At 69.9% G+C, this 12,149-nt stretch carries 12 protein-coding genes, 1 pseudogene and 1 riboswitch; of the genes and pseudogenes, 1 reads left to right on the plus strand and 12 read right to left on the minus strand.

The annotated features are described in order from the left end of the window. Positions 1–25: 25 nt before the first annotated feature. From OG446_RS14285 to OG446_RS14310, 6 genes and pseudogenes are all read right to left on the minus strand, one after another. Positions 26–565 carry a DUF501 domain-containing protein gene (locus OG446_RS14285; protein ID WP_326661419.1) on the minus strand — a complete coding sequence of 180 codons (540 nt, stop codon included), beginning with the start codon at positions 563–565 and terminating at the stop codon, positions 26–28. Between the two features lie 67 nt (positions 566–632). Next, positions 633–1,103, minus strand: a complete 471-nt coding sequence (locus OG446_RS14290; protein WP_328894392.1) for an FtsB family cell division protein — start codon at positions 1,101–1,103, stop codon at positions 633–635. A 112-nt stretch (positions 1,104–1,215) separates the two neighbouring features. Then, on the minus strand, positions 1,216–2,496 hold the full coding sequence (gene eno / locus OG446_RS14295; protein ID WP_073738482.1) for a phosphopyruvate hydratase: 1,281 nt from the start codon (positions 2,494–2,496) through the stop codon (positions 1,216–1,218). 286 nt (positions 2,497–2,782) lie between these two features. Next, entirely contained in the window at positions 2,783–3,517 is a 735-nt protein-coding gene (locus OG446_RS14300; protein WP_328894393.1) for a transglycosylase family protein, read from the minus strand. A 4-nt stretch (positions 3,518–3,521) separates the two neighbouring features. After that, positions 3,522–3,693: riboswitch (cyclic di-AMP (ydaO/yuaA leader) on the minus strand. A gap of 301 nt (positions 3,694–3,994) precedes the next feature. Then, on the minus strand, positions 3,995–4,957 hold the full coding sequence (locus OG446_RS14305) for a transglycosylase family protein (protein ID WP_328894394.1): 963 nt from the start codon (positions 4,955–4,957) through the stop codon (positions 3,995–3,997). A 105-nt stretch (positions 4,958–5,062) separates the two neighbouring features. Next, positions 5,063–5,323 (minus strand): annotated as a pseudogene (locus tag OG446_RS14310) (cytochrome P450); the annotation flags it as partial. A gap of 154 nt (positions 5,324–5,477) precedes the next feature. On the opposite strand from OG446_RS14310, the gene OG446_RS14315 reads away from it, so the two are divergent. Continuing rightward, a complete protein-coding gene (locus OG446_RS14315; RefSeq protein ID WP_328894395.1) occupies positions 5,478–6,719 on the plus strand; it encodes a cytochrome P450 family protein in 1,242 nt (413 codons plus the stop codon). Positions 6,720–6,738: 19 nt separating this feature from the next. Here OG446_RS14315 and OG446_RS14320 read toward each other — a convergent pair whose 3' ends face one another. The 6 genes from OG446_RS14320 to OG446_RS14345 form a co-directional block, all read right to left on the minus strand. Continuing rightward, positions 6,739–7,725 carry a nucleoside triphosphate pyrophosphohydrolase gene (locus OG446_RS14320; protein WP_328894396.1) on the minus strand — a complete coding sequence of 329 codons (987 nt, stop codon included), beginning with the start codon at positions 7,723–7,725 and terminating at the stop codon, positions 6,739–6,741. A gap of 32 nt (positions 7,726–7,757) precedes the next feature. Then, positions 7,758–8,414, minus strand: a complete 657-nt coding sequence (locus OG446_RS14325; RefSeq protein ID WP_328894397.1) for a SurA N-terminal domain-containing protein — start codon at positions 8,412–8,414, stop codon at positions 7,758–7,760. Between the two features lie 137 nt (positions 8,415–8,551). Then, positions 8,552–8,953, minus strand: coding sequence for a GtrA family protein (locus tag OG446_RS14330; RefSeq protein WP_328894398.1), 402 nt, complete (start codon positions 8,951–8,953; stop codon positions 8,552–8,554). After that, positions 8,950–9,918, minus strand: a complete 969-nt coding sequence (locus OG446_RS14335) for a glycosyltransferase family 2 protein (RefSeq protein ID WP_328894399.1) — start codon at positions 9,916–9,918, stop codon at positions 8,950–8,952. Before OG446_RS14335 ends, OG446_RS14330 begins: the two co-directional genes overlap by 4 nt. A gap of 100 nt (positions 9,919–10,018) precedes the next feature. Further along, positions 10,019–11,545, minus strand: coding sequence for a serine/threonine-protein kinase (locus tag OG446_RS14340; RefSeq protein WP_328894400.1), 1,527 nt, complete (start codon positions 11,543–11,545; stop codon positions 10,019–10,021). After that, positions 11,542–12,144 carry a hypothetical protein gene (locus tag OG446_RS14345; protein WP_328894401.1) on the minus strand — a complete coding sequence of 201 codons (603 nt, stop codon included), beginning with the start codon at positions 12,142–12,144 and terminating at the stop codon, positions 11,542–11,544. Before OG446_RS14345 ends, OG446_RS14340 begins: the two co-directional genes overlap by 4 nt. Positions 12,145–12,149: the final 5 nt, after the last annotated feature.

Genomic DNA, 12,149 nt, shown 5'->3' on the forward strand with positions numbered 1-12,149 from the left:
GGGCAGCGCCCCCGGGTACGGACGCTCAGCCCTCGTCCCCGTCCGGCGCGCCGCAGGGCGACACACACGGCCCCTTGCGCCACCACTCCGGCAGCATCGCGATCGCCTCGTCCCCGAGCGGGTTCACCCCCGGCCCCGCGGCCAGCGAGTGCCCGACGAGCACGTGCAGGCACTTCACCCGGTCCGGCATGCCGCCCGCGCTCGGGAAGCCCTCCAGCACCTCGATGGCGTCACGCCGCGCGATGTAGTCCTCGTGCGCCGCCCGGTAGGCCGCGGCGAGCTCGGGGTCCGTACCGAGGCGCTCGGTCATCTCCTTCATGACCCCGTTCGCCTCCAGCGTGCCGATCGCGGAGGCCGCACGCGGGCACGTCAGGTAGAACGTCGTCGGGAACGGCGTACCGTCCTCCAGCCGGGGCTGCGTCTCGACCACGTCCGGGTTGCCGCACGGGCAGCGGTGCGCGATCGCGCGCAGACCTCGCGGCGGACGCCCCAGCTGCTGCTGGAACGCGGCGATGTCCGCGTCGGTGGGCGCGGTGGACTCGGTCTGGGGAGGGGGCGTTTCCATGCCTGCCTAGGGTTCTGATCGGGCTGCTCGAACTGCGGTTCTGCAGAGGTACGGGAAGGGATGCGGGTCAGCCGCGGTCGGCACTGTCGACGCCGTCCCACAGGTTGGAGTGCCAGGGCCGGTCGGTCTCCTCCGGCGTCCCGTTGCGCTCCTTGACCGCGTCGGGGTCGACCACCGTGTAGCCGGTCTCCCCGGGAAGAAGGTAGTGCAGGTGCTGGCGGGCCAGCCGCCTGATGTACGCGTCGTCCTGGAGCCGCGCCTTCTCGTCGCGCAGCTCCTCCGTGCGGGCCTCGGCCTCCTGCGCCAGCCGCTCCTGGTCGGCGATCTCGTCGCGCTGCGACACGTACTGCCGCATCGGATACGCGAGGGCGACGATCAGCGAGCAGACCACGAGGGCCAGGAAGGCGGCCCGGCCGGTGAGCCGGGAGCGGCGGGCCTGACGGCGGTTCTGGGAGCGGTAGACGCGGGCGGCGGTCTGCTCACCGAGCAACCGCAGCCGGGTCGCGGTGGAGAACCGGTCCCGGTCCTTCGCGGCCATGTCTCCGCCTCCCCATTACGCACGTCCGTCCCCGCACACGGTACGGGACCGAGTGCGGGGACGGACGGAGGCCGGGGCACTTGACCCCGCCGGGCTTCGTCGGACCTGGGTGTCAGCCCTTGAAGCGCGGGAACGCCGAGCGGCCCGCGTACACCGCGGCGTCGTCGAGGATCTCCTCGATGCGCAGCAGCTGGTTGTACTTGGCGACACGGTCCGAGCGGGCCGGGGCGCCGGTCTTGATCTGGCCGCAGTTCACGGCGACCGCGAGGTCGGCGATGGTGACGTCCTCGGTCTCGCCGGAACGGTGCGACATCATGCACTTGAAGCCGTTGCGCTGGGCCAGCTCGACGGCGTCCAGGGTCTCGGTCAGCGAACCGATCTGGTTGACCTTGACGAGCAGGGCGTTGGCGGAGCCCTCCTCGATGCCGCGGGCCAGACGCTCCGGGTTGGTGACGAAGAGGTCGTCGCCGACGATCTGCACCTTGGCGCCGATCTTGTCGGTGATGACCTTCCAGCCGGCCCAGTCGTCCTCGTACAGCGGGTCCTCGATGGAGACCAGCGGGTACGCGGAGACGAGCTCCTCGTAGTACTCGGTCATCTCGGCGGCCGAGCGGGACTTGCCCTCGAACTCGTACTTGCCGTCCTTGTAGAACTCCGAGGCGGCGACGTCGAGCGCGAGCGCGATGTCCTTGCCCGGGGCGTAACCGGCTTCCTTGATGGCCTCGACGATGAGGTCCAGGGCGGCGCGGTTCGACTCCAGGTTCGGCGCGAAGCCGCCCTCGTCACCGAGACCGGTGGACAGGCCCTTGGTCTTCAGGACCTTCTTCAGCGTGTGGTAGACCTCGGCACCCCAGCGCAGGGCCTCGGAGAACGACTCCGCGCCGATCGGCGCGATCATGAACTCCTGGATGTCCACGTTGGAGTCGGCGTGCGACCCACCGTTGAGGATGTTCATCATCGGGACGGGCAGCAGGTGCGCGTTCGGGCCACCGAGGTAGCGGAACAGCGGCAGGTCCGAGGCCTCGGAGGCGGCGTGGGCCACGGCGAGCGAGACGCCGAGGATGGCGTTGGCGCCGAGCGAGCCCTTGTTCTCCGTGGCGTCCAGGTCGAACATCGCCTGGTCGATCAGCCGCTGCTCGGTCGCGTCGTAGCCGACGAGCTCCGGGCCGATCTGCTCGATCACGGCGAGGACGGCCTTCTCGACGCCCTTGCCGTGGTAGCGGTTGGGGTCGCCGTCGCGAAGCTCAATGGCCTCGAACGCGCCGGTGGAGGCGCCGGACGGAACGGCAGCACGGCCCGTGCTGCCGTCGTCGAGGCCGACCTCGACCTCGACCGTGGGGTTTCCGCGGGAGTCGAGGATTTCCCTGGCTACGACGACGTCGATGGACGGCACGAGGCATCTCCTTCTGGGATGTGACGCTTGTGGTGCAGGGTCGCTTTGGCCTTGCGACAAGAGCCTAACCGGCTCGGCCGCCGCAACCGGCCGACCGCCCGTCCCCTGGGACGAAAAAGGACCCAAGGGCAGGCACAGCGGGACAAACGGCCAGAAATTTACTGGCCAGTAACGACAACAGTTGAACGAACAACGCAGAAACCGGCCCACCCCGGACCGGAACGCACGGGGGGAAGGTGCGCACCGGGCCGGGGCGGCCGGGGTCATCAGCGAGGAGAGATCGCGACTACTTCGTCAGGTGGAGCTGCTGACCCGGGTAGATCAGGTCGGCGTCCGTGACGATGTCCTTGTTCAGCTTGAAGAGCTGCGCCCAGCCGCCCTTGACCTTGTGGTCGGCGGCGATCTTGCTCAGGGAGTCGCCGGTGACGACCTTGTACTCGCCATCGCCCTTCGCGACCTTCTTGCCGGTCGGAGTGGTGACGGTCTTCTTCGGGGCCGCGGCGCGGTCCGAGCGGTTGGTGGCGGGGGCCTCGGTGCGCTCGGCCTTCTTCGGCTCGGCCTTCTGGACCGGAGCGGACTCCTGCTTCGGGGCGGTCTCGGTCTTGGCGGCGGAGGAGCCGGTGTCGACGCCCGGGTCGACGCCGTCGTTGCTCAGGTTGCCGGCGCCGGCACAGGCCCAGGCACCCGGGCCCTGCAGAGCGAGGAGCTTCTCGGCGGTGGCGATCTGCTGAGCCTTGGTGGCCAGGTCGGCGCGGGCCGCGTACTGGGTGCCACCGGCGGCGGCCCAGCTGGACTGCGAGAACTGCAGGCCACCGTAGTAACCGTTGCCGGTGTTGATGGACCAGTTGCCGCCGGACTCGCACTGGGCGACGGCGTCCCACGTGGAGACGGAGGCGGCGGAGGCGCCGGTCGCACCCATCAGGGGCACGGCGATGGCGGCACCGGTGACACCGGCGAGCGTGGCGATACGGACGGCCTTGGACGGGCGGCGGTGCTTGTTGCCCTTGCTGTTGAGCAGCATCGAGACTTCTCCTCACCGACGCCTACGAGGTGAGCTGTCGGGTTCGGGCCAAGTGAGTTGCCCGGTCGCACGTCCTAGCACGCGACTTCACCCCAAGCCGGTCCTGATGCGTCTTGCGACGATCGGGTCCGGCGCTTACCTGGGTCCCCCGCTCCTGCCTACGGCGCTTTACGCGTCTGTTCCCTTCGACCGACGGCAGGATTCGGCGTGACGATCGACGGGGCCCGCGGTGCGAGCGGTTCCGACCGTAAACACACCCCACCCTCATATCCAAAGATGGACATACCGGATAAACAGCCCTTACTTGCATCTGAAGAAGTGCCGTTTGCGCAGGTGGGAACGGATGTGGCGGGACCTCCCGGACAAGACGCGCCAGTTCACGCAAAGAGACCCATGTCTCACTTGGTCAAAAGTGGGACATAGGCCTCTTAACTACCCCAATATTTGGGGTGTTTTCAGCTGATCATCAGACCGCGCTCATTCGGCCTTCACGTCGAGATCGAGGCTCTGGCCAGGCAGGATGAGGTCGGGGTCGGAGCCCACCTCGGCCTTGTTGGCCTCGTACAGAGCCGTCCACCCGCCGGGCAGCTTCTGTGCATCAGCAATCGCCCACAGGTTGTCGCCCGCGCGGACGGTGTACGCACCGTCAGCAGCGGAGGCGCCGGTGTCGCGTGCGCCACCGTCACCGCGCGAGGCATGCCGCCCCGCGTCCCGGTCGCCGCTGCGGCCGCTCTCCCGGGTCTCCTCGGGCGCCGGCGTGCCGCGGTGCTTGCCGCCCGTCTCCTGCCCGGAGGTGCCCTTCTCGGCGCCCGAGGCGTCACCCGAGGGCGTCGTGGAGGGGGTGGCGGAGGGCGTGGCCGACGGGGACGCCGACGCGTCCGGCTTCGCGTCCTCGTCCTTCGCATCGCCCGACGGCGCCTTCGCCCCCGAGGACGCGTCGTCCGACGGGGTCGCGTCCCCGGACGGGTCGGTGCTCGCGGACGGATCGGTGCTCGCGGACGGGTCCACGCTTTCCGTCGGGTCGGCCGACGGAGTGCTGCCCGGGTCCACACCCGGCAGCCCGCTGTCCACGACGAGACCCGAGATGACCGCACAGCTCGGCCACGCCTTCGGCCCCTGGTCGTCCAGGACCTTCTCCGCCACGGCGATCTGCTGCGAGCGGCTGGCGAGGTCGGCGCGCTCGGCGTACGACTCGCCGCCGTACGACTTCCAGACCTCCTGCGAGAACTGCAGGCCGCCGTAGTAGCCGTTGCCGAGGTCGGCGCTCCACATGCCGCCGCTCTCGCACTCGGCCACGCGGTCCCAGGTCGAGGCGTCTGCGGCGTGCGCGCCCGCCGCGCCGAGCAGCGGGATGGCGATGGCCGAACCGGTCACGCCTGCGGCGACGATGATGGCGGGTGCCTGCCGAGGGCGACGGTGTCTGCCGTTAGCGGAGCCCATGGGGATGCCTTCCGTGTGACTGACGAGTGACTGGTGAGTCGAACGGTGAACCTAGCGGGACTCGAACGCATGTCACAAGTCGATGCAGCAGAGATCACGTGAAAGTCACAGAGTTGACAGAATGTCACCTTCATCGCGCACCGACCCGGGCGTGAACTCCACCGGGAGCGTGCGCAGTCCACGCATGATGAGCCCGCCACGCCACCGAAAATCGGCAGGTTCTCCCGCAAGCCGCAGGTCAGGAAGGCGCTTCAGAAGAGTCCCGAGCGCAGCCTGCCCCTCCAGCCGGGTGAGCGGTGCTCCCAGGCAGCAGTGGATTCCGTGACCGTAACCGAGGTGCTGATTGTCACGCCGCGCAAGGTCCTTTTTCGGGCAGGCTACTCCTGCTGGTGGTGGTTCAGCGGAGCTGATTCGCCGGGGCCGTTGATGTTCGACACAGAGCCCGCGGAGCATCTCGGAACGGACCCTTGGGAACACCGGCCGAGGCGGCTCACCGACAGACGCCCGATACCGTCGTCACGTGAACCGCACCCCGCCGCCCGAACTCTTCACCTGGGAGTTCGCCACCGACCCGTACCCCGCCTACGCCTGGCTGAGGGAGCACAGCCCCGTACACCGGACGACCTTGCCCAGCGGCGTCGAGGCGTGGCTCGTCACCCGGTACGCGGACGCACGACAGGCTCTCGCCGACAGCCGCCTTTCGAAGAACCCGGCACACCACGCCGAGGACGCCCGGGGAAAGAGCAAGACCGGCATCCCCGGCGAGCGCAGCGCCAACCTCATGACGCATCTGCTGAACATCGACCCGCCGGACCACACACGGCTGCGCCGACTGGTGTCCAAGGCGTTCACGCCCCGGACGATCGCCGCTTTCGGGCCCCGTGTGCAGGAACTGGCGGACCGGCTCATCGACGATTTCGCGGACAAGGGCGAGGCCGACCTGATCCATGACTTCGCCTTCCCGCTCCCCATCTACGCCATCTGCGATCTGCTCGGTGTACCCGAAGAGGATCAGGACGACTTCCGCGACTGGGCGGGCATGATGATCCGGCACGGCGGCGGGCCGCGCGGTGGGGTCGCCCGGTCAGTGAAGAAGATCCGCGCCTACCTCGCCGAGCTGATTCACAGAAAGCGGGAGAACCCCGGCGACGACCTGATCTCCGGTCTGATCCGGGCGAGCGACCACGGCGAGCACCTCACCGAGAACGAGGCCGCCGCGATGTGCTTCGTGATCCTCTTCGCGGGTTTCGAGACGACCATCAATCTGATCGGCAACAGCGCCCACGCGTTCTTCCGCAACCCCCCGCAGCGTGCCGTGTTCCAGAGTGCGATCCAGCGAGGCGACAACGGTCTCCTGGACACCGCCATCGAGGAGTTGCTGCGCTTCGACGGCCCGGTGGAACTGGCTACCTGGCGCTACGCCACGGAAGCTCTCGACATCGGGGGCGAGCACATCCGCGAGGGAGATCCGGTTCTCGTGGTCCTCGCTGCGGCCGACCGCGATCCGGCCCGGTTCGCGGAGCCGGCCACGCTCGACCTGTCCCGGCGGGACAACCAGCACCTGGGGTACGGCCACGGCATCCACTACTGCCTGGGCGCACCCCTCGCCCGGCTCGAGGGCCGTACCGCGCTGGAGACCCTGTTCCGCCGCCTGCCGGACCTTCAGCTCGCGGCGGACCCAGCTGACCTACGGTGGCGTGGCGGTCTCATCATGCGTGGGCTGCGGACACTTCCCGTGGAGTTCACTCCTCGGGCCGGTTGATCACCACGTCGGCTTCTCCTCAGCCGACGCCCTCCGCCGCCCTGATGGCATCCCGGTACGCACGCCCCGCGGCCCTCAGTGCCGCTTCCGGGTCGATGCCGTCCTCCTGGGCGCGCACGGCCAGGGCGAGGAGGCGGTAGCCGATCTCGTCGCCCTCGCCCCCGGTCGCTGGGAGAGGGACGTCGAGTCCGGCGGCACGGACCCGGCTCGCGAGCTTCGCGGCGAGTGCCAGTCCTGGCTGGCCGAGCGGCACCCCGTCGGTGACCGACTCCCGCTGCTTCTCGATGGCCTTGGTGCGCAGCCAGTGCGCGTGGACGTCCTCCGGTGTCTCGGCGGTCTCGTCGCCGAAGACGTGCGGGTGCCGGTGGATCAGCTTCTCGACGAGGGTGGCCGCGACGTCGTCGATGGAGAACGGCTCGTCTCCGCTTCCCGGAAGGCCTTCCTCCGCGATGCGCGCGTGGAAGACGACCTGGAGCAGTACGTCCCCGAGCTCCTCGCGGAGCTCTTCGCGGTCGCCGTCCTCGATCGCCTCGACGAGTTCGTACGCCTCCTCGATGGCGTACTTGGCGAGGCCCTTGTGGGTCTTCTGCGAGGTCCAGGGGCATTCGAGGCGGATCCGGTCCATGACCTGGACGAGATCGAGGAGCCGGGCGCCGGGAAGGTCGTACGAACCCGGCAGCAGCTCCAGGTTCGGCATCCGCACCCGGCCCGAACCGGCCAGCCGGGCCAGTCCGTCGGTCAGTGGCTGGTTGCCCTCGCCGCCGGTGAGGACGACGACGGTCCGGCCGCCGGCGCACACATCCACCAGCTCCTGCGCGTCGGGCACGCCGAGCGTGACGGTGATGCCCGCCTCGCGCAGATAGGGGAGCTGCGGCTGGTCCTGCTCCCCGCAGTGCACCCGGTCGGCGGCGTGCAGGGTCTGCCAGGCGGGCCAGGACAGGAGTCCGGGCGCGACGCGGTGGCTGGCGGTGAGCAGGACGATGCGGCCGGGGTCTTCAGCGTTCACAAGGCGAATCTACCCCGGCCGTCGGACAGTCCTCAGGCCCCGGCCTCGGCGGCCGACTGGGCCGGCTTGGTGACCTGGGAGATCCAGGGGGCCTTGTACTCGGCGAGCTGGATCTGCTGGTTGTTCCAGGTGCCGAAGCGCGGGTTGACGTCGACCTTCAGCGCCTTGGACGCCTTCGTCAGCGCGTCGCCCAGGGTCTTCGTGCCGGCCGGGGTCGTCGGGTCGGCGCCGAGTGCCTGGCCGAGCTTGGTCAGCTGGATCTGCTCGCGCAGGAAGGCGTCGATCTGGTCCGGGGCGATCCAGCGCTCCTGGAGCACCGCGGCGCGCAGCCCGGCCTCTCCCTTGTACTGGGCGACGGCCTGCTGCCGCATCTGCTGGATCTCGGCACGGGTGACGGTCACCCCCGCGTCGGCGGACGCCTTGTCCAGGACGCGGTCCAGGATCAGCCCGTGCAGCTTGGCGCGGGGGAGCTGGCCGGACTGGTTGGTGATCTGGGCGGCCTGCTTCGAGGTGTCCTGCGCCCGGCGGACCTCCGCTACCTGGCCCTGCACGGTGGCCACCGTGATCCGGTCCCCGCCCACGACGGCCGCGGCGCCCGGGTGGGCCTGGCTGCCGCAGGCGGCGAGGAGCGGCGCTGCGGTGAGCAGTGCGGCGGAGACGGTGAGCGCGGAGCGACGGCGGCGGTGCAAAGGAGCCTCCCGAGGAGATTGTGCGGCGGTGCACAAGGCCTTGCAGTGATCGATGTTAGGTAGTGGAACCGGTCCGGGCCACTGATTCGACCAACGATTCGGGAGGAGTTGCGGATGCGGCCCCCGGGCGGCGCGGATCAGCCGACGCGTTCGGGCGTTTTCGGCGGGGTGTCGGGCCGCAGCATGATCGTGCGGGAGACGACGAAGGTGATGGGGATGGCGGCCGCGGCAGCGACCAGGGGTGCGTAGCGGCTGCTGAATCCGGCCAGGTCGACCAGCAGGTAGACGCCGCCGGTGGTGATGACGAAGTTGGCGGCGTTGGTGAGCGGGAAGAGCAGGAACTTCCGCCAGGTGGGCCGGGTGCGGTAGGTGAAGTAGGAGTTGAGGAAGAACGAGCCGGTCATGCTGAGCGCGAAGGCGAGCACGTGTGCGGCTATGTACGGCAGCCAGTGCAGCAGGACGAGGTAGCAGCCGTAGTACGTGCCGGTGTTCACGGCGCCCACGAGGGCGAAGCGGGCCAGTTGTGCCTTGACCGTCATCGGCGTACGAACTCCAGGGGTTCCGGCTCCCGAGCGGGCCGGTGTGCCTGGGTGTTGGTGGCCTTGACCAGGAAGTGCGGGCGGCGCTTCACCTCGTAGTAGATCCGGCCGACGTACTCCCCCACCACCCCGACCATCACCATCTGGACGCCGGCGAGGGCGGTGAGGACCACGAGCAGGGTGACGTATCCGGGGGTGTCGACGCCCTTCACCAGGGCGACGCCGACGATCCAGGCGGCGTAGACGAAGGCGAGGGACATCAGGAGCATGCCGAGGTAGAGCGCGGCGCGCAGTGGCTTGTTGTTGAAGGAGAGGAGTCCGTCGAGGCCGTAGTTCAGCAGTTTGCCGAAGGTCCAGGCGGAGCGGCCCTGTTCCCGGACGGCGTTCTCGTAACTGAAGGTCGTGGTGGGGAAGCCGACCCAGGCGAAGAGGCCCTTGGAGAAGCGGTTGTACTCGGTGAGTTCGAGTACGGCGTCGGCGGCGCGGCGGGAGAGGAGCCGGAAGTCGCCGACCCCGTCGACGAGTTCGACGTCGACGAGGCGGTTGATCAGCCAGTAGTAGGCGCGGGCGGTGAGGGTGCGGGTGACGCGGTCGCCCTTGCGGGTGCGGCGGGCGATCACCTGGTCGTAGCCCTGTGCGTGCTCCTGGAGCATGCGGCCGACGAGCTCCGGCGGGTGCTGGAGGTCGGCGTCCATGATGACGACGGCGTCGCCTTCGGCGTGCTGGAGGCCTGCCAGCATGGCGGCCTCCTTGCCGAAGTTGCGGCTGAAGGAGACGTAGCGGGCCCGGGGGTCGGCGGCGGCCAGCTCCTGGAGGATCGGCAGCGTACGGTCCGCGCTCCCGTCGTCCACGTACACGAGCTGGAACGCGTGGCCGAGGCGGGTCATCTCGTCCGTCACGCGTTCATGGAAGCGTTCGAGGATGTCTTCCTCGTTGAAGCAGGGCACCACCAGCGAGATCAGCACGAAAGTACATCAGCCGGTCAACGTGACAGGCGTGGATGGCGGGTATGGCCTGGGGGCGACGATTGGGTGAACTGGCCCGGGGCGGGGGCCCTGTGGCGGTTCAGCCGCCCCTGACCTTCAGCTGGCGTTCCAGTTGCCGGCGCAGTTCGGCGGGCAGCGGGTGGTGCGGTCCGTACATCCGCTCGGTGTCGTAGAGGAGCGACTGGAGCTGGCCGCGGGCGCCGGCGTGGTCGCCGAGGGCCAGGAGCAGCTGGCCGATGCGGTGGCGGATCTCGTAGGAGCGTGCCGGGTCGTTGTTCGTCGCGTACTGGTTCTCGTAGTACGGAAGGACCGCGCGGTACGCGGCGAGGGCGGCGGCCGGTTCGCCGAGTTGTTCCAGACACTGTGCGGCGTCGTAGCGGAACTGCAGGGTCTGGAGGTCGGCGGGGCCGGCCTCGGCGGCGCGGTCGTCGGCGAGGCGGCGCAGTTCGGGCAGGGCGCGGCGGTACTGGCCGTCGTCCATGAGGGTCGCCGCGTACTGCTTGCGCAGGATGCGGACGACCGGGGAGCCTTCTCCGTGCTGTTCGGCGGCGGCCGGAAGGATGCCGCCGAGCATGTCGACGGCCTGGGTGATGCGGCCTTCGCCGAGCAGCCTCTTGACCTCGTCGACGGCGGCGGCGACGTCCGGCCGTGCGGGCATCGGCGCGGGCTGGGCAGTCGGTGGGGTAGCGGCGCGGTCGGGCCACGGGGCATGGGGGCGCAGGAAGGGGCGGGTGGGGTCGAGCGGTCCGGAGGGCTGTCCGGAGTTCCGGGTGGGCAGCAGCGGGGCGAGGTGTTCGTACACCTCCTGGGCGCTGGCCGGGCGGTGCTGCGGGTCCTTGGCGAGCAGTCGCAGGACGAGGGTTTCGAGTGGTTCCGGGATGTCGGGCCGGATCTGGCGGACGGGGGCCGGCGGTTCGTAGAGGTGGCGGTGGAGTACGCCGAGGGCGGTGGAGCCGGCGAACGGTACGTCTCCGCTGAGGAGTTCGTGCAGGAGCACGCCGAGGGCGTACAGGTCGGTGTACGGGCCGACGGCGCCGCCCATGGCCTGCTCGGGGGCCATGTAGGCCGGGGATCCGATGGGCGATCCGGTGTGGGTGAGGCGGGTGGTGTCGGTGTCCAGGACGGAGGCGACGCCGAGGTCGAGGACGGTGCCGTCCGGGCGCACCATCAGGTTGCGGGGCTTGAGGTCGCGGTGGACGATCGGCACGGCGTGGACGGCGCACAGGACGGCGCAGAGCTGGGCGGCGACGGCGACGGACCACTGCCAGGGGTACGGATCGTGCTCGGCGAGGTGGTCGCCGAGGTCGGCGCCCTCGACGTACTGCATGACGAGGAACAGTTCGTCGCCGTCGCTGCCGGCGTCGTGGACGGTGACGAGGCCCGGGTGGTCGACCTGGGCGGTGACGCGGCATTCGCGGACGAAGCGGCGGCGCAGTTCCTCGGCGGCGTTGCTGCCGATGGGGCCGGTGACACGGTCGGGGCGCAGCAGTTTGACAGCGACCCGGCGGTCCAGGCGCTGGTCGTAGGCCGTCCAGACCTGGCCCATCCCGCCCTGTCCGAGGATCGTGGCCAGCTCGTACCGTCCGCCGATGAGGCGACCGCTCACCGCCCCTCCTCCTTACGGAGGTAGTCGCTGAGCTCGTCGAGTTCGGCGCGTACCTGGTCGATGCGCTGGGGGTGGGGCTGGGGCGTCGAGTGGGGCGGCTGGGCGGGGGGTTGCGGCTGGTGTGCGGGGGGCGTGGACTGAGGCTGCTGGTACTGCTGCGGGGGCAGGGGGTGTACGGGCGGGGTCTGCATGGGCACCGTGGGGGCGTAGGCGTATCCGGGCGCCGGCGGCAGGTGGCCGCCCAGGGTGTTCTGCCGTGTCAGCTGCGCGTAGTGGCGGATGTCGGCGACGAGGTAGTACGCGGCGGCGGCGGCCATCGCGAGGAACAGCATCGGTATGAGGACGAAGTCGACGCCGTGGGCGTCCTCGCCGTCCCTGCCGATGACGAGCAGCAGGGTGAGGGCGAGGACGAAGCCGGCTCCGCTCACCCACCAGTCGGCGGTTCTGCGGCGCACGAACGCCAGCCGCAGCAGGGGCGCCCACAGGAGCAGGCCGCAGGAGCACACCGCGAGCGCGGTGAACAGCACGCGCATCGACACGATCCAGGCCCTGGAGGGGACTCTGCGCGGCGCCGTCGGCGGTTGGCCCGGGGCGTACATGGCTG

Origin of the sequence: Streptomyces sp. NBC_00236 (genome assembly GCF_036195045.1) — a bacterium.
In the GTDB taxonomy this organism is placed as follows: domain Bacteria; phylum Actinomycetota; class Actinomycetes; order Streptomycetales; family Streptomycetaceae; genus Streptomyces.

Coding starts and splice junctions, on each gene's coding strand:
- OG446_RS14345 (WP_328894401.1), bottom strand. CDS start 12,144: ATGTACGCCCCGGGCCAACCGCCGACGGCGCCGCGCAGAGTCCCCTCC.
- OG446_RS14305 (WP_328894394.1), bottom strand. CDS start 4,957: ATGGGCTCCGCTAACGGCAGACACCGTCGCCCTCGGCAGGCACCCGCC.
- OG446_RS14290 (WP_328894392.1), bottom strand. CDS start 1,103: ATGGCCGCGAAGGACCGGGACCGGTTCTCCACCGCGACCCGGCTGCGG.
- OG446_RS14300 (WP_328894393.1), bottom strand. CDS start 3,517: ATGCTGCTCAACAGCAAGGGCAACAAGCACCGCCGCCCGTCCAAGGCC.
- OG446_RS14285 (WP_326661419.1), bottom strand. CDS start 565: ATGGAAACGCCCCCTCCCCAGACCGAGTCCACCGCGCCCACCGACGCG.
- OG446_RS14330 (WP_328894398.1), bottom strand. CDS start 8,953: ATGACGGTCAAGGCACAACTGGCCCGCTTCGCCCTCGTGGGCGCCGTG.